This is a genomic window from Massilia sp. Root418 (genome assembly GCF_001425265.1).
GTDB lineage: Bacteria > Pseudomonadota > Gammaproteobacteria > Burkholderiales > Burkholderiaceae_D > Rugamonas.
In genome coordinates this window covers 942,647-958,273 of sequence record NZ_LMEC01000011.1, presented here as the reverse complement: position 1 = coordinate 958,273, position 15,627 = coordinate 942,647, and the positions used below count along the sequence as shown (strand labels likewise).

The following is a 15,627-nucleotide window of genomic DNA, read 5'->3' as shown; positions in this document are numbered from 1 at the left end:
CACTATGGAACAGCAAAATATCGACCCGGGCCGCTTTCTCTCTTCCGGCGTCCCTGGCCTGGACAGCATACTGGCGGGAGGCCTGACGCGTGACCGCTTGTATCTCGTCGAAGGCGAGCCAGGCACCGGCAAGACGACCCTGGCGTTGCAGTTCCTGAACGAGGGCAAGCGCCAGGGGGAATCCGTGCTGTACATCACGCTGGCGGAGACCACGGTAGAGCTGAGCTCGGTGGCCCAGTCGCACGGCTGGACGCTGGATGGCATTCACATCGAGGAAATCATCCCCGACCAGGCCTCGCTGGACCCGGACCAGCAATACTCCATCTTCCACCCGTCCGAAATCGAACTGGGCACGACCACCCAGCGCATCCTGGCGGCGATCGAAAAATACAAACCCACCCGCGCCGTGCTCGATTCCCTGTCCGAACTGCAGCTGCTGGCCGAAAGCCCGCTGCGCTACCGGCGCCAGGTGCTCGCGCTCAAGCAGTACCTCACCAGCCGCAACTGCACCACCATCTTTCTGGACGACCGCACCGCCCTCAGCACCGACCTGCAAGTGCGCAGCGTGGCGCACGGCGTGGTTACGCTGGAGCTGGCCAGCCAGTCCTACGGCAGCGAGCGGCGCCGCCTGCGGGTGGTGAAATACCGCGGCATTGCCTTCCGCGGCGGCTCGCACGACTACCGCATCCTGTACGGTGGACTGCACGTGTTCCCGCGCCTGGTGGCGGCCGAAACGCGCGGCACCGGCACCCGGCGCCAGCTCTCCAGCGGCCTGCCCGAGCTGGACTCCCTGCTGGGCGGCGGGCTGGAGGAAGGCATGAGCACCCTGGTGGCCGGCCCGCCCGGCAGCGGCAAGTCCACCGTGGCGGCGCAGTTCGTCTCGGCAGCCTGCCAGCGCGGCGAGCGCGCGGCCATGTTCCTGTTCGAGGAAGCGCGCAACAATATGCTGAACCGCTCGGAAAGCCTGGGGCTGAAACTGAACCAGGCGATTGCCGACGGCCTGCTCACGGTGCAGCAGGTGGACCCGGCCGAACTCACCCCGGGCCAGTTTACCCAGGCGGTGGTGCAATCGGCCAGCAACGGCGCGCGCGTGATCGTGCTCGACAGCCTGAACGGCTACCTGAACGCGGTGCCGGACGAGCGTTTCCTGTCCACCTACCTGCACGAGCTGCTCACCTACCTGGGCCAGTGCGGCGTGGTCACCATCGTGGTGGGCGTGCAGGCGGGCATGATAGGCGGCGCCATGACCACCTCGGTGGACGCCAGCTACATCGCCGACAACGTGGTGATGCTGCGCTACTTCGAATCCGAAGGCGAAGTGCGGCAAGCCATCTCCGTGTTCAAGAAGCGCGGCAGCCAGCACGAACGCTCGCTGCGCGAATTCAGCATCGCCAAGGACGGTCCCAAGGTGGGCGCGGTACTGGCCGGCTTCCACGGCGTGCTGACCGGCGTGCCGACCCACATCCACCCGTCCACCGACGCCGCGCAGGCGGGCGCTCCCCTCAGGTCCTGACCGCCATGGAAAAACGCATCCTTGTCTACGCGCCCACCGGGCAAAACGCCGCCTTGTGCTACAAGGTGCTGGACATGGCGCGCATCGACTGCCACGTGTGCGAGACGGTGGGCGAACTGCGGCAGGAACTGATGCAGGGCGCCGGCGCCGTGCTGACGGTGGAAGAAGCGCTGTCGGCCAGCGGCTTCCGCCTGCTGGCCGACTATGTGGAACACCAGCCCAACTGGTCCGACTTGCCTATCCTGCTGCTGACCCACCGCGGCGGCGATTCGCTGCTGGTGCGGCGTGCCGTGATCAGCCTGGGCAACCTCACGCTGCTGGAACGCCCGGTGCGCACGGTGACCCTGATCGCCGCCCTGCACGCCCAGCTGCGAGCGCGCGACAAGCAGTACCAGGTGCGCGAAGCGACGCGCCGCAAGGACGAGTTCCTGGCCAGCCTGGGCCACGAGCTGCGCAATCCGCTGGCGCCCATCCGCACCTCGGCCGCGCTGCTGCCCAACCTGTTCCCCGGCTCGCCGCAGGCCGAGCGCATCAAGGAAGTGGTGGAACGCCAGGTGGTGCACCTGACGCGGCTGGTGGACGACCTGCTGGACGTGGCGCGCATCACCAGCGGCAAGATCGAACTGCGGCGCGACGCCATCGAATTTTCCGTGGTGATGCGGCACGTGCTGGAGCTGAGCCAGCAGGCCGCCGGCGCCAAGCGCATCCGCGTGGAGCAGGACATGCCGGAACTGGACCTGGTGCTGGAAGCGGACTACGCGCGGGTGGTGCAGATCTATTCCAACGTGCTGTCGAACGCCATCAAGTTCACGCCGCAAGGCGGCCAGGTCACGCTGCGCGCGTGGCGCGAGGCCGGCATGCTGTGCGTGAGCGTGCGCGACACCGGCATCGGGCTGGAAGCGGAAGCGATCCCCAAGATCTTCAATATGTTCGAGCAAAGCCGCACGGTGACGGGCCAGATGTCGAGCGGGCTGGGGATAGGCCTGAGCCTGGCGCGCCAGTTCGCGCAAATGCACGGCGGCAGCATCGAAGCGCACAGCCCCGGCATAGGCCAGGGCAGCGAATTCATCATCAAGCTGCCGCTGCCGCGCCAGCCGACTGCCGCGCCGATGGCGGCCGAGCCCTACGTGGCCGACCGCGTCAACGGGCGCCGCACCAAGGTGCTGGTGGTGGACGACAACCGCGACGCCGCCGACTCGCTGGGCGCGCTGTTCGAGCTGGAGAATTTCGACGTCAGCACCGCCTACGACGGCTACGCGGCGGTGGCAGCCGCCACCCAGCAGCGGCCGGACCTGATCGTGATGGACCTGGGCATGCCCGGCATGGACGGCTACGAGGCCGCGCGCCTGATCCGGCAGCAGCCCGGCGGCGAAGCGATCCGCCTGGTGGCGCTGACCGGCTGGGGCCAGAGCGACGCACGCCGCCGCACCATGGACGCCGGCTTCGACCAGCACCTGATCAAGCCGGTGGACTTCGACGACCTGCTGCGCCTGGCCGCCCGCCCCCACTGATCCTTCCCCAATCGAGCTGAGCCGCATTTTGCCCACTTCGGGGTCAGACCCCGAAGTGGGCAAAATGCGGCTCAGCTCGCTTGTAGGAATTATTTCCAGTCGCCGCGCAATTCTGACACCTGGGTGCGCAGCAGTTCCGGGGTGACGTCGAGCGGTGCCACCGGCTGGCCGACTGCCAGCGCCAGCCGCGAGCGCCAGCCTTTGCGGAAGGCGCGCTCGAATACGTTGTCCTTGCTGCGGCTGAGCAGGTGGCCCCACAGGCCGCGCAGCGCCATCGGGATCACCGGCACCTTGCTGCGCTCGATGATCTTGGCGATGCCGCCCTTGAACTCGTTGAGCTCGCCCGTGCTGGTGAGCCGCCCCTCCGGGAAGATGCACACCAGGTCGCCTTCGTGCAGCGCCTGCGCGATGTCGATGAAGGCCTTTTCCATCAGCCACGGGTCTTCTTTGGCAGGCGCGATCGGGATCGCCTTGGCGGTGCGGAAGATCCAGCCCAGCAGCGGCGTCTTGAAGATGCGGTGGTCCATCACGAAGCGGATCGGCCGCGGGCTGGCCGCGCCAATCACGATGGCGTCCACATAGCTGACGTGGTTGCACACCAGGACCGCCGGGCCGGTCTCCGGGATGCGGTCGGCGTCGATGGTTTTGACGCGGTGCAGTGTATGGATCAGCATCCAGGCCAGGAAGCGCATCAGGAACTCCGGCACCAGCGAGAAGATGTAGGCCGCCACCAAGGCGTTCATCACCGCCGTGGCGAGAAACAGCTCGGGGATGGTGAAGCCCTGCCCCAGCAGCGCGATGGCCACGCCGGTGGCCGCCACCATGAACAGCGCGTTGAGGATGTTCATGCCGGCGATGGTGCGCGACAGATGGGCCGGTTCGCAGCGCACCTGGATCAGCGCGAACAGCGGCACGATGAAGAAGCCGCCGAACACGCCGATCATGACAATGTCGAACAGGATGCGCAGCGCGCCGTCCTGCGCCAGGAAGCCCAGCCACTGCACCGCCGCCGCGTTGGTGTAGCCCTGGCTGGCGAAGTACAGGTCGACGCCGAACAGCGACAGGCCGATGGAGCCGAACGGCACCAGGCCGATTTCCACCTTGTGCCCGGACAGGCGCTCGCACAGCAGCGAGCCAGTGCCCACACCCAGCGAGAACACCGTCAGCAGCAGCACGAACACGCTGTGGTCGCCGTGCAGGTAATCCTTGGCGAACACCGGGAACTGGGCCAGGATCAGCGCACCGTAGAACCAGAACCACGAGTTGCCCAGCATGGACAGGAACACGCTGCGGTTCTGCTTGGAGAAGCGCAGGTTGCGCATGGTTTCGCTGACCGGGTTCCAGTTGATTTTCAGGTCCGGCGCCGGCGCCGGGGTGAGCGGAATGCGGTAGCTGGCCAGCAGGCCGATCACGGCCACCGCCAGGGTGGCGCCGGCCACCAGCTCGATGCCGACGCCCTTGTACGCCACCAGCACCGCGCCCAGCACCTGGCCCAGCAGGATGCCGACAAAGGTGCCCATCTCGATCACGCCGTTGCCGCCCATGAGTTCTTCGGGCTTGAGCTGCTGCGGCAGGTAGGCGTATTTCACGGGGCCGAACAGGGTGGAATGCACGCCCATGCCGACCACCGCCGCGATCAGCAGCCACAAGGTGTGCGTCATCCAGCCCGCGCCGGCCATCAGCATGATGCCCACTTCCAGCCATTTCACCAGCCGCGACAGGCCGGCCTTCTCGAACTTGTCGGCGATCTGGCCGGCCGTGGCGGAGAACACCACGTAGGGCAGGATGAACAGGCCGGGTATCAGGTTGGTGACCGTGGAGGCGGACATGCTGGTCCAGCTGGCCGCCTCGAAGGCCAGCACCACCATCAGCGCGGTCTTGAACAGGTTGTCGTTGAAGGCGCCCAGGAACTGGACCCAGAAGAAGGGGGCAAAGCGGCGCTGCGTCAGCAGGGAAAACTGGCTGGGCTTGCTCATGGTCGTGGTCTTTGCAAAATTAGAATGTTGACAAAATACATCAGGAACCCCGGTCCGACAACCCGGTTTACTGCAGTGCGGCATGAGCTAGCGCATCAAAGTCTTAAATGCCGCCGGCATCCAGGGCCGCGCCGCCAGCATGAAGGTCAGCGAGTGCCGTTGCTCATACGGCAGCCGCGCGTCTTCCTGGTGCTGGCGCGAGAACTCGTCCGCCACCTGCCGCAGCCGCTCCAGCAGCGACTTGGTGGAGCGCGGCGACAGCATCACGCTCACCAGCTTCATCACCTCCTGCTCGCCGGCGAAGCGCGCGTCCAGGAAGTCGCCGTAGGCCTCGCCGCGGAACCAGGTCTGGATCGGGCCGTTCGGTATCCAGCTGAAGGTGCGCGCCACCAGCAGCTTGACGCGGTTGTTCGGCAACAGTGTGAGGAAGCCGATCTTGTCCAGCCGGAGCAGGTACTTTACCGCCTCCGCCTCGCTGATCCTGTACACCGCCACGATCTGCTCCAGCGGGATCAGGTTCAGCGCCGCCACCGCCACCACCAGCAGCTTCATGTCCCCGATGATTTCCTGCTCCTGCGCATAGGTCAGCTGCGCGATCAGCTGGGGGGTGTCGCTGGCTGCCTGCACCAGTTCACCAAAATCCATGCCCACCGCGTCCAGTATCTGCTCCAGCCGCTCCAGCGTGAAGCTGCGCTGCGCGAACATGCGCTTGACGCTGGCTTCGGACAGGCCGATACGCCTGGCCAGTTCCGCGTACGTCACGGCTTTTACCTTCAATTGCCGTTTCAGTGCGTCGATCATGAGGCTGGAATGGGACATGGGCTAGCGCTTTCTCGATAAGTATCAAAAAATGATACCACGCATGCAAATTTTGACAACTAGTAGCGCAATTGTTGCTCACCGGGGCGGCGGCCGTCATGATGCAGTCCACCAACCAACCGGAGACTCATAATGAAACGCCTGCTGCTGATTTCCCTGCTGTCCCTTGCCACCGCCCATGCCTTCGCCCACGGCGCCGGCACCGGCGAATCGTCGGAACTGTCGCGCGCCTCGGAGGCGCTGTCCGGCGCGGCGGGCATTGTCGTGCTGGGATCGATGTCGGCGGTGGCCGCATCGGGCTACGTGGTCATTGCCAGCGTGGAGGCGGCGGCCGACGGCAGCGTGGTCGTGCTCAAGGGCGTCTCCGATGCGGCCACTGCCTCGGTCAAGCTGAGCACCAAGGCGGCCGAAGGGCTGTCGCGCGCCGTGGGCCAGGCCGTGACGGTGACGGCCATCTCCACCGGTTACGTGCTGGTCATGTCCGGCAAGGCGATCGCCTTCATCCCGAACGAAGTCGGGCAGGCGCTGATCCACCACAGCCGCGTGGGGCAATAAGATGCGCCGCACAACGCTGGCCTGCTTGGCCGCTGCCGCGCTGGCCGGCTTGGCCCTGTTGCCGCCGGCCGCCCGCGCCGGCGACAGCTGCGAAGACAAGCCGCTGGAACTGCAGTCGGTCGTCAAGGGTATGGACCTGGCGCTGCGCACCAGCCGCGCCCTGGATGAGAGCGGCGCGCAGATCGCCTTTATCGCGCGCGCCGGGCAGGACCTGAGCAAATACGGATTGCGCTACTCGCACATGGCGCTGGTGTGGCGCGACCAGGAACGCAGCCGCTGGCTGGTGGTGCACGAGCTGAACGACTGCGGCAGCGCCACCTCCGGGCTGTTCAACGAGGGCCTGGGGAATTTCTTCCTCGACGATATGTTCCTGTACGAAGCCCAGCTGGTGATACCGGGCCGCGATGCGCAGGCCAGGCTGGCGCGCGTGCTGTCCACCAGCACGCCGCGCCGCCTGCACCACAGCGGCTACAACATGCTGTCGTACGCATACTCCACGCGCTACCAGAATTCCAACCAGTGGGTGCTGGAGAGCTACGCCGCCGCCAGCGCGGAGCCGGGCCAGGTGGAGACGCGGACCGAGGCGCAGGCCTGGCTGAAGCAGGCGGGTTTCCGCCCCATCACGGTCGAGATCCCGGCCATGACGCGCCTGGGCGCGCGCATGTTCCGCGCCAATGTGGCGTTCGACGACCATCCCTACGAGCGCCGCATGGCCGGCCTGATCGACACCGTGACGGTAGACTCGGTCGTGCGCTTCATCAAGGCGCAGGACAAGGAAGCCCGTACGATCACCATACGCTGATAAGGGCAGGAGCAGTCATGGAAACCTTGATTGTCGGGCTATTCGCACTCGCGCTGTATTTGATCGGGGTGCCGGTCTATTGCATCATCGCCGCAAGGCGCGCCAGCCGGCAGGTAGCAAGCAACGACCGCGACCTGGCGCAGCTGCGCCATCTGGTTGACGCGCCTTGCTACGCGCCGTCCTGCGGGCTGTGCGCAGCCCCGCTGCTGCCGCGCTGCTGCTGGCCGGCGCCTGCCACGCCGCCGCACCGGCGGACGGCGCTGCCGGCTACAGCCACGCCATCCAGCTCAGCGTGTCGAAGGACAGCGGCCTGGCCGCGCTGCGCCTGCCGCAGCAGGTCTACCTCGGCTCCCGCTCGGCGGCGCTGGACGACCTGCGCGTCTTCGACCGCAAGGGCGCCGCTGTGCCGTTCGCGCTACTGGCGCCGCCGGTACAAACGCGCACCACAGTAACCGACCTGCCAGTGCGCATCTTTCCGCTGAAGTCCGCCGCGGGCACGGCCGCCGACGCTGCGGGCACGCGGCTGGACATCCGCACCGACGGCAGCGGGCGCCTGCTGTCCGTCGCCAGCAGCGCCGCGTCGCCGGCCGCCGCCGCGCGGGAAACCCTGTCCCACCTGATACTGGAGATTGACGGCGCGCAGGACGCGCGCGGCGTTGCGCGCCCGGTGTCCGCGCTGCGCTTCGAGCTGCCGCCAGGGACGCCCAGCTACAGCGCGCAATTGTGGCTGGAAACCAGCAACGACCTGCAGCACTGGGAACCATCCTGCGCCGCCGAATTGAGCTGGCTTTCGAATGCGGACGCCGAAACGCTGTCGAATAGCCGCATGGCGCTGCAGCCCACGCACTTCCGCTACGCGCGCATCAGCTGGCGCAGCGGCACGCCGCTGGAGTTCGCGCGCATCGTTGCCGAAAGCGCCAGCACGGCCGAGGCGGCGCCGCCGTTGGACACCCTCCTGCTGCAGCCCAGCGTGGCCAAGAACGGGGACCTCGTGTACCGCAGCAGCATCGCGATCCCGGCGGAGCGCATCGGCATGGCGTTCGGCGCGGCCAACGCCGTATTTCCGGTAACGCTGGGCATCTATGAGCCCGTGCCAAGCCGTCACCGCAGGCATCAGCCGGAGTGGCGGTTCGTTCCCGTGCTGAACACCACCTTCTACCGCATCAGCCAGCAAGGCGTTGAGCGCATGTCGGGCGATGCCGCCATCGCCGAAACGCATACCGACACCTGGGTGGCGAAGGCCCAGCAGGCTTCAGCGCAGCAGCCGGCGCTGCGCGTTTCCTGGACGCCGTCCACGCTGCTATTGCTCGCCAATGGCAACGGCCCCTACCAGCTCAAGTTCGGCCGCGCCGGCGTGCAAAAGGCTGCGCTGCAGCCGTCCCAGATTGCCCCCGGCTTCAGCGCAGACGAATTGCGCGCGCTGCCGCAGGCGCACGCCGACCTGTCCACCGCTGACGCCGCCCCGGGCGCGCCAAGCGCACCGGCGGCCGCCTCGACGGAATCGGGCGCCACGGGGCGCACGATGGTCCTCTGGGCCGTCCTCCTGGCGGGCATCGCCCTTCTGGCCTACTTCGTCCGCACCCTGCTGCGCCAGATGAACGGCAGCCAACAGCCTAAATAAGGCCCGCTGGGCGCTCATTGCCCCAGCGGCAGGCGGATGGTGATGGTGGTGCCCTGATGGCCGGTGGCGATGGCCAGGCTGCCGCCGAAGGCCTCGGCGCGTTCACGCATGCCGACGATGCCGATGCCGGCCGACGCCTGTGCCGGATCGTAGCCTTTGCCGTTGTCGGCGATCTCGATCAGCAGCGCGCTGTCCTGCGCCCCGGCAGCGCGCCGCAGCGTGACCGCCACGCGCGTGGCGTTGGCGTGCTTGACCACATTGGACAGCGCTTCCTGCACCGTGCGGTAGGCCGAGATGGCGAGCGCGCTGTCGAGCTTGGAAAAATCGCCTTCGGCGTGGAACGCGAAACGGCAGCCGGCGCCGGCGCGGTCGTAATGGCGCACCATTTCTTCGATCGCGCCCTGCAGGCCCAGCATGTCCAGCACCTCCGGCCGCAGGCGCCGCACCAGCGCGCGGCCGCTGTTGTACAGGCCCAGCGCCAGCTGGATCACGCCTTGCGCACGGGTGGCGATTTCCTGCGCTTCCGCGCCCTGCTCCAGCTTGCGCGACAAGTCCACGATGCGCTGCGACTCCAGCCGCACCGCGATCAGCGTGGCGTTGAGCTCATCGTGGATCTCCAGCGCGATGCTCTTGCGCTCCTCCTCCACAGCGCTGTTCACCTTCCGGATCAGGCGGCGCTTCTCGGCGTCGGCCTCGCGCAACGCGCCGATGGACGCGTTCAGCGAATGGTTGAACTGCCTGGCCAGGTGCCAGGCGAGCAGTACGCACACCAGCAGGCCCAGGCTGGCCACCAGCAGCGCGAAGTAAAACCTGCCCGTCTGCTTGCGCAGCATGGCGGTGGACGACATGGTCACCCGCACCTGGCCCACCGTCTCCACCGTCATGCCTTCCGGCCCGGGCGTGCGGGTCTGCATATTCATCCAGATCAAGCGCCGCTGGATGGGCGCTTCGTAGTAGCTCGGTTCCGGCTGGCCCCCGCTGCGGCTGGCCACCTGCAGCAGCGGGCGGCGCGCCTTGTCGAACAGCTCCACCTTGTGGATGCTGCTGTCGGACTGCACGATGCGGCTCACACTGGCCTTGAGTTCATCCAGCTTGCCGGCGGTGATGCTGTATTCGCTGCTGTCGGCCAGTACCTTTGCCACCAGCGGGCCGCGTTCAGCCAGCTCCTCGCGCACCTCGGTCAGGGGCGCCTGCCAGGCATACACCACGAAGGTGACGAACATATACGCCGCCGGCACGATGATGATGGACAGGAGCCGCGTGCGCACGCTCCAGCCACGCCATGGCGTCAGCGCCATCAGGGCTCAATCAGCCCGTGCTTGACGGCCAGGCGCGTGATGAGCGCGGGCCGGTGCACGCCCAGCTTTTCTTTCACCGCCTGGCTGATGTTGCTGATGGTCTTGGTGGACACGTCCAGTTTCTCGGCGATCTCCGCGTTGGTCAGGCCCTCGGCCATGAGCGTGAAGATCTCCAGCGCGCGCTCGTCGAGCTGCGCCTGCGGCGACTGTTCGCCCTGCACCGACAGCTGCGCCAGGCGTTCGGCGATCTGCGGCGGGAAATACAGTCCGCCTTCGTGCGCGCGCCGCACCGCCGTCGCCAGCTCGGCCGGATCACAGTCCTTGGTCATGAAGGCGCGCCCGCCGATGCGGTAGGTTTCCTTGATCAGGCTGTCCTGGTCGAACTGGCTCAGGAAGACGATCCTGGCAGCCGGCGTCTGCGCCAGGACCTGCCTGGCCACGTCCATGCCGGTGAGCTCTTCGCCGAAGCGGATATCGAGCACCAGCACATCCGGCCGCAAGACCGCGAACTGCGCCACCGCATCGGCCGGCGTGCGCGCCTGGCCCACCACTTCCATGCCGTGGCTCTCCAGCGACATCGCGAAGCCCGTCATTACGATCGGATGGTCATCCGCCAGCATGACTCGTATCTTTCGTTCCATCCTCCATCCATTCGCAAAAAATATTTCCACTGAAGAGAAGCATAGCACACCACGCATTGCCATAGAAATTGCTTTTCCATTTCCATCTTATGGAATATTATTCTTCCACGACCTAGCAATTTCGGGTTCCACTTACGAACTGGAGCGCACATGAAAAACGAAAAGAACTTGACCGGCATCACCGTTGTCGCCGCCCTGCACCTGGCGCTGGCCGTGCTGGTGATGAGCAGTTCCAAGATCACCGTCTTCCATTTGCCGGAAACCACGGTGGACCTGGTGAAGGACGCCGCCGAGCCGCCGCGCAAGGTGGAGTACACCGACCTGCCCATGGACGCGCCGCGCCAGCCGGACATCTACGTGCCACCGGCGCCGGACAATGTGCCCCAGCAGCCATCCACCGTCACCGCCCGGCCCCTGACGGACCGCGCCCAGCCATCCGTCCCCGGCCCCGTCGCCGCTGCGGACACCGGCGGCGACCGCATCTTGCCTGCCCGCACGCCGGTACACATAGCGGCCGTGGTGGACGCGGCCAACTGCGCCAAGCCGGACTACCCCAGGAACGCGCAGCGCAACGGCGACACTGGCACCGTCACGCTGGCCCTGCTGATCGGCACCGACGGCCGCGTGGCCGATTCGAAAGTAGAAAAGTCCAGCGGTTTCCGCGAGCTGGACCGCGCCGCCCAGGTGGGCCTGGGCCTCTGCCGCTTCAAGCCCGCCACCATAGACGGCGTGCCACAGCAATCCTGGACGCGCATGCAGTACCTGTGGAGCCTGGACGAATAATCGCCAAGCCGGCGGGGGAAGTGACTATTGGATAGATTGTGAGTGCAATTGATCAAGTAAAATTGCTGCCGAGAAATTGCCAGCACCCCTGCTGCGTGCAATCCCCGTATTCCATCCACTCTCCCCGGGCTAACTATGAAAATGTATCAAACTGGCGCCATGCTGGCTGCCCTGCTCGGCGCATCGCTGCTCTCCGGCTGCGCCACCGAAAGCTCGCAGGCACTGGCCGTACCTACCGTCGCCAGCGCGGCGCGCCCTTACACCGGCGTGCGCAGCCCCATCGCGGTCGGCAAATTCGACAACCGCTCCAGCTTCATGCGCGGCATCTTCTCGGATGGCGTCGACCGCCTGGGCAGCCAGGCCAAGACTATCCTGATCTCGCACCTGCAGCAGACCAACCGCTTCAACGTGCTGGACCGCGACAACCTGAACGAGATGAAGCAGGAAGCCGGCTTCAAGCAGCAGGCGCAGAACATCAAGGGCGCCGACTTCATCGTTACCGGCGACGTGACCGAATTCGGCCGCAAGGAAGTGGGCGACCATCAGCTGTTCGGCCTGGCGGGCCGCGGCAAGACCCAGGTGGCCTACGCCAAGGTCACGCTCAACGTAGTCAACATCGCCACCTCCGAAGTGGTGTACTCCAGCCAGGGCGCCGGCGAATACAGCCTGTCGAACCGCGAGGTGCTGGGCTTTGGCGGCACTGCCAGCTACGACGCCACCCTGAACGGCAAGGTGCTGGACCTGGCCGTGCGCCAGGCGGTGGACCAGCTGGTGGCAGGCGTGGAAGCCGGCGCGCTGACCGTTCGCAAATAGGAGCGCGCATGATACGCAACACCACCACGCGTGCCGCCGCCGCGCTGGCGCTGGCCGCCAGCGCCCTGCTGACCGGCTGCGCCACCGCGCCCAAGACCCTGTACCAGTGGGAAGGCTACCAGCCGCAGGTCTATCAATACCTGAAGGGCGAAAGCCCGGAGCAGCAGATCGCCGCCATGGAAAAGGACCTGCAGCTCATCAGCGCCAAGGGCAATATGGTGCCGCCCGGCTTCCATGCACACCTGGGCATGCTGTACTCGGTAGCCGGCACGCCCGACCAGGTTGCAGCGGAGTTCGAGGCTGAGAAAAAACTGTTCCCCGAATCGGCAGCCTATATGGACTTCCTGCTCGGCAAAACGAAAAAAGGTGAGAAATGATGATGCACCGTATCCTGAAACTGGCGGCCTGCCTGGCGCCGGCGGTGTTCTTCGCCGGCTGCGCCACGCAGAAGGCGCCGTACGACTACACCGCGTTCAAGGCCGCCAAGCCGCGCTCCATCCTGGTGCTGCCGCCGCTGAACAACTCGCCTGAAGTCAAGGCCGGCAACAGCGTGTACGCGCAAGTGACGTATCCGCTGGCAGAAGCCGGCTACTACGTGCTGCCGGTGGCCGTAGTGGGCGAGACCTTCAAGCAGAACGGCCTGACCAGCGCCGCCGACATCCACGCGGTCGACATCAAGAAACTCGACGAGATCTTCGGCGCGGACGCCGCGCTGTACGTCACCATTTCCAACTACGGCGCCACCTACACGGTGATCAACAGCGTGGTGGTGGTTTCGGTCAACGCCAAGCTGGTGGACATCAAAACCGGCAACGTCTTGTGGACCGGCGCGGCCAGCGCCTCCAACAACGAAGGCGGCAACAGCGGCGGCGGCGGCCTGGTCGGCGCACTGGTGGCGGCGGCCGTCAAGCAGATCATCAACAACGTCAGCGACACCTCGCACCCGGTGGCCGGCGTGGCCAATGCGCGCCTGCTGACGGCAGGCCAGGCCAACGGCATCCTGTACGGGCCGCGCTCGGAACACTACCTCAAGCAATAAGCCCGAAGGCCTGCCGAGCGTATCGTTAGAGGCGTTTGGCGCAGTTCAGTTCCGACATGGCGCGAAAACTCGCCCCCCGCATCGCTGGCGAGGGCGTGGAGACTTTTTTCCCGCCTATCCGCCCGCGCGCAGGCGCCGCATGCGGCGGAACAGCGGACCTATCGCCAGCACCAGGATCACCATGCGCGACACGTGGAAGGCGGTGACGATGGGCACCCCCAGGTGCAGGGTCTGCGCCGTGAGCGACATTTCGGCGATGCCGCCGGGCGAGGTGGCGAGGATGGCGGTGCCGGGGTTCAGGCCTGCCACGCGCGCCAGCAGCAATCCGAACGCGGCGGCGAGTGCCAGCGCCAGCGCGCTGCAAGCGGCCACGCTGGCCAGGTAGCGCGGCGCCGTGTGCAGGAAGCCGGGTGTGAAACGGGTGCCGAGCGATATGCCGATGAACAGCTGGCCCGCCTTCACCATCCATTCAGGCAGGCGGCTCAGGTGGACGCCGAAGGCCGTCAGCAACAAAGCCATCAGCAAGGGGCCGATGACCCAGGCATTGGGAAGCCGGCCCTTTTTCAGCGCCAGCGCGGCGCCGCTGGTGAGCAGCATCAGCGCCAGCAGGCCAAGCGGCTGCACGCTGCGCGCGCCTGGCACAAACAGGTCGGTGCCGATGCCGAGGCCGTGCTGGCCCCAATAGCGGATGGCAAAGGGAATGATCGCCACCACCATCATGATGCGCAAGCTGTGCGCGGCGGCCACCCGTTCGACGTTGGCGCCGTGGTGCTCGCCCTGCACGGCCATCTCGGATGCGCCGCCCACCGCCATGGCGAAGAAGGCCGTGGTGCGGTCGGTGCGGGACAGTTTGTGCAGCAGCCAGGCGCAGAAGCATCCAAGTGCCAGCGCGAAGGCGACTGCGGCGGCAATCCAGCCCGCCTGCGCCGCCAGCACAGCCAGCACGGGTGCCGTGAAGTACAGGCCGAGCGCGGTCCCGATGGCCCACTGCCCCGCCTCGCGCACGCGAACCGGCGCGCTCAGCGCCACGCCGCACAGGCGCAGCGCGGCGGTGGCGAACAGCGGGCCTATCATCCACGGCAGCGGCGTGTTCAGCAACACGCACAGCAGTGCGGCCAGGATGCCGGCCGCCAGCGCGGAGAGGAAGGCCCGGCCGGGTTTCACGCCGCTGTGCGTCCTAGAAGACCCACAGTTTGTCGGCCGGCAGCTCAAGCCAGTAGCTGCCCGCGTCCAGCTTGTACTTCGAGTAGGCGCGCAGGCTGATGGCGCCATCGGCGCTCTTGAACAGGCATTCCCAGCGGTCGCCCAGGTACATGCAGGTCAGCAGCGGGATCTCGATGGCGTTGTCCACCTGCGTGGAGCTGACCCGCACTTCCTCCACGCGGATCAGCGTGGCCGGTTCGGCCATGCCGGCGCCGCGTGCGGTCCCCTGCAAGGTGGTGCCGGCAGCTTGCAGCGTGACCCTGGCGCCGTCGCGCGACAGCACCTTGGCCGGCAGGCGGTTGTTACTGCCCATGAACTCCGCCGTGAACAGCGTTTCCGGAGTTTCGTACATGCTTTGCGGCGTGCCCTGCTGCTCGATCTTTCCGTTGTTAAGCAGCAGGATGCGGTCGGAAATCGCCATGGCCTCGGCCTGGTCGTGCGTCACCATCAGCGCGGACAGGCCCAGGCGCACGATCAGCTCGCGCAGGAAGGCGCGCGCTTCCTCGCGCAGCTTGGCGTCCAGGTTGGACAGCGGCTCATCGAGCAGGATCACCGGCGGGTTGTACACCAGCGCGCGGGCAATCGCCACGCGCTGCTGCTGGCCGCCGGACATCTGGTGCGGGTAGCGCTCGCCCAGGTGGCCCAGGCCCAGCTGCTTCAGCACGTCGTTCACGCGCTCCTTGATCTCGGCGCTGCCCATCTTGCGCAGCTTCAGGCCGTAGGCCACGTTGTCGAACACGGTCTTGTGCGGCCACAGCGCATAGGACTGGAACACCAGGCCCAGGTTGCGCTGCTCGGCCGGCATCTCGAACGCTTTCGAGCCGTCGAACACATTGCGCTCACCGATGTTGATAGTGCCCAGCTTCGGGCTCTCCAGGCCGGCCACCGCGCGCAGCAGGGTGGTCTTGCCGCTGCCCGAAGGGCCCAGCAGCGCCACCACTTCGCCCTTCTTCAGGTGCATCGATACGCCCTTGAGGATGGGGTTGGCCGTGGCGCCCTGGCCGTATTCCAGGTGCAGGTCGTTGACGCTTAATTCGTTCATGGCGAGGTCTC

At 66.6% G+C, this 15,627-nt stretch carries 15 protein-coding genes; 9 read left to right on the top strand and 6 right to left on the bottom strand.

Features of this window, described 5'->3' with window-relative positions; all coding sequences use genetic code 11:
- Positions 1-4: 4 nt before the first annotated feature.
- Complete coding sequence (locus ASC94_RS11715) at positions 5-1,513, top strand: ATPase domain-containing protein (protein WP_056394640.1); 1,509 nt, start codon at positions 5-7, stop codon at positions 1,511-1,513.
- Positions 1,514-1,518: 5 nt separating this feature from the next.
- Positions 1,519-3,024: a response regulator gene (locus tag ASC94_RS11710; RefSeq protein WP_056394638.1), complete on the top strand. Its 1,506-nt coding sequence runs from the start codon at positions 1,519-1,521 to the stop codon at positions 3,022-3,024.
- Positions 3,025-3,113: 89 nt separating this feature from the next.
- Here the strand turns inward: ASC94_RS11710 and ASC94_RS11705 are convergent, their stop codons facing one another.
- Positions 3,114-5,000, bottom strand: a complete 1,887-nt coding sequence (locus tag ASC94_RS11705) for an MFS transporter (protein WP_056394636.1) — start codon at positions 4,998-5,000, stop codon at positions 3,114-3,116.
- Positions 5,001-5,087: 87 nt separating this feature from the next.
- A complete protein-coding gene (locus ASC94_RS11700; protein ID WP_056394634.1) occupies positions 5,088-5,819 on the bottom strand; it encodes a helix-turn-helix transcriptional regulator in 732 nt (243 codons plus the stop codon).
- 132 nt (positions 5,820-5,951) lie between these two features.
- On the opposite strand from ASC94_RS11700, the gene ASC94_RS11695 reads away from it, so the two are divergent.
- From ASC94_RS11695 to ASC94_RS11685, 3 genes are all read left to right on the top strand, one after another.
- Positions 5,952-6,374 carry a hypothetical protein gene (locus ASC94_RS11695; RefSeq protein ID WP_056394632.1) on the top strand — a complete coding sequence of 141 codons (423 nt, stop codon included), beginning with the start codon at positions 5,952-5,954 and terminating at the stop codon, positions 6,372-6,374.
- A gap of 1 nt (position 6,375) precedes the next feature.
- Complete coding sequence (locus ASC94_RS11690) at positions 6,376-7,176, top strand: DUF2145 domain-containing protein (protein ID WP_056394630.1); 801 nt, start codon at positions 6,376-6,378, stop codon at positions 7,174-7,176.
- A gap of 166 nt (positions 7,177-7,342) precedes the next feature.
- Positions 7,343-8,797: a DUF3999 family protein gene (locus ASC94_RS11685; RefSeq protein WP_082616421.1), complete on the top strand. Its 1,455-nt coding sequence runs from the start codon at positions 7,343-7,345 to the stop codon at positions 8,795-8,797.
- A gap of 14 nt (positions 8,798-8,811) precedes the next feature.
- Here ASC94_RS11685 and ASC94_RS11680 read toward each other — a convergent pair whose 3' ends face one another.
- Both ASC94_RS11680 and ASC94_RS11675 read right to left on the bottom strand, forming a co-directional pair.
- Positions 8,812-10,095, bottom strand: a complete 1,284-nt coding sequence (locus ASC94_RS11680; RefSeq protein ID WP_056394626.1) for a sensor histidine kinase — start codon at positions 10,093-10,095, stop codon at positions 8,812-8,814.
- A complete protein-coding gene (locus ASC94_RS11675; RefSeq protein ID WP_056394624.1) occupies positions 10,095-10,736 on the bottom strand; it encodes a response regulator transcription factor in 642 nt (213 codons plus the stop codon). Before ASC94_RS11675 ends, ASC94_RS11680 begins: the two co-directional genes overlap by 1 nt.
- Before the next feature lie 150 nt (positions 10,737-10,886).
- Here ASC94_RS11675 and ASC94_RS33650 point away from each other — a divergent pair, with 150 nt between their 5' ends.
- The 4 genes from ASC94_RS33650 (at position 10,887) to ASC94_RS11655 (ending at position 13,371) form a co-directional block, all read left to right on the top strand.
- Positions 10,887-11,519: an energy transducer TonB gene (locus ASC94_RS33650; protein ID WP_082616420.1), complete on the top strand. Its 633-nt coding sequence runs from the start codon at positions 10,887-10,889 to the stop codon at positions 11,517-11,519.
- Positions 11,520-11,654: 135 nt separating this feature from the next.
- Positions 11,655-12,332, top strand: a complete 678-nt coding sequence (locus ASC94_RS11665; protein WP_056394623.1) for a CsgG/HfaB family protein — start codon at positions 11,655-11,657, stop codon at positions 12,330-12,332.
- 8 nt (positions 12,333-12,340) lie between these two features.
- Complete coding sequence (locus ASC94_RS11660) at positions 12,341-12,709, top strand: DUF4810 domain-containing protein (protein WP_056394621.1); 369 nt, start codon at positions 12,341-12,343, stop codon at positions 12,707-12,709.
- Positions 12,709-13,371, top strand: coding sequence for a GNA1162 family protein (locus ASC94_RS11655; protein ID WP_056395048.1), 663 nt, complete (start codon positions 12,709-12,711; stop codon positions 13,369-13,371). The genes ASC94_RS11660 and ASC94_RS11655 overlap by 1 nt, the downstream gene beginning before the upstream one ends.
- A gap of 114 nt (positions 13,372-13,485) precedes the next feature.
- Here the strand turns inward: ASC94_RS11655 and ASC94_RS11650 are convergent, their stop codons facing one another.
- Entirely contained in the window at positions 13,486-14,535 is a 1,050-nt protein-coding gene (locus ASC94_RS11650) for an AbrB family transcriptional regulator (protein ID WP_056394618.1), read from the bottom strand.
- Positions 14,536-14,548: 13 nt separating this feature from the next.
- Positions 14,549-15,616, bottom strand: coding sequence for an ABC transporter ATP-binding protein (locus tag ASC94_RS11645; RefSeq protein ID WP_056394617.1), 1,068 nt, complete (start codon positions 15,614-15,616; stop codon positions 14,549-14,551).
- Between the last annotated feature and the right edge of the window lie 11 nt (positions 15,617-15,627).

Coding starts and splice junctions, on each gene's coding strand:
- ASC94_RS11695 (WP_056394632.1), top strand. CDS start 5,952: ATGAAACGCCTGCTGCTGATTTCCCTGCTGTCCCTTGCCACCGCCCAT.
- ASC94_RS11660 (WP_056394621.1), top strand. CDS start 12,341: ATGATACGCAACACCACCACGCGTGCCGCCGCCGCGCTGGCGCTGGCC.
- ASC94_RS11665 (WP_056394623.1), top strand. CDS start 11,655: ATGAAAATGTATCAAACTGGCGCCATGCTGGCTGCCCTGCTCGGCGCA.
- ASC94_RS11690 (WP_056394630.1), top strand. CDS start 6,376: ATGCGCCGCACAACGCTGGCCTGCTTGGCCGCTGCCGCGCTGGCCGGC.
- ASC94_RS11655 (WP_056395048.1), top strand. CDS start 12,709: ATGATGCACCGTATCCTGAAACTGGCGGCCTGCCTGGCGCCGGCGGTG.
- ASC94_RS11715 (WP_056394640.1), top strand. CDS start 5: ATGGAACAGCAAAATATCGACCCGGGCCGCTTTCTCTCTTCCGGCGTC.
- ASC94_RS11645 (WP_056394617.1), bottom strand. CDS start 15,616: ATGAACGAATTAAGCGTCAACGACCTGCACCTGGAATACGGCCAGGGC.
- ASC94_RS11710 (WP_056394638.1), top strand. CDS start 1,519: ATGGAAAAACGCATCCTTGTCTACGCGCCCACCGGGCAAAACGCCGCC.
- ASC94_RS33650 (WP_082616420.1), top strand. CDS start 10,887: ATGAAAAACGAAAAGAACTTGACCGGCATCACCGTTGTCGCCGCCCTG.
- ASC94_RS11705 (WP_056394636.1), bottom strand. CDS start 5,000: ATGAGCAAGCCCAGCCAGTTTTCCCTGCTGACGCAGCGCCGCTTTGCC.
- ASC94_RS11675 (WP_056394624.1), bottom strand. CDS start 10,736: ATGGAACGAAAGATACGAGTCATGCTGGCGGATGACCATCCGATCGTA.
- ASC94_RS11680 (WP_056394626.1), bottom strand. CDS start 10,095: ATGGCGCTGACGCCATGGCGTGGCTGGAGCGTGCGCACGCGGCTCCTG.
- ASC94_RS11700 (WP_056394634.1), bottom strand. CDS start 5,819: ATGTCCCATTCCAGCCTCATGATCGACGCACTGAAACGGCAATTGAAG.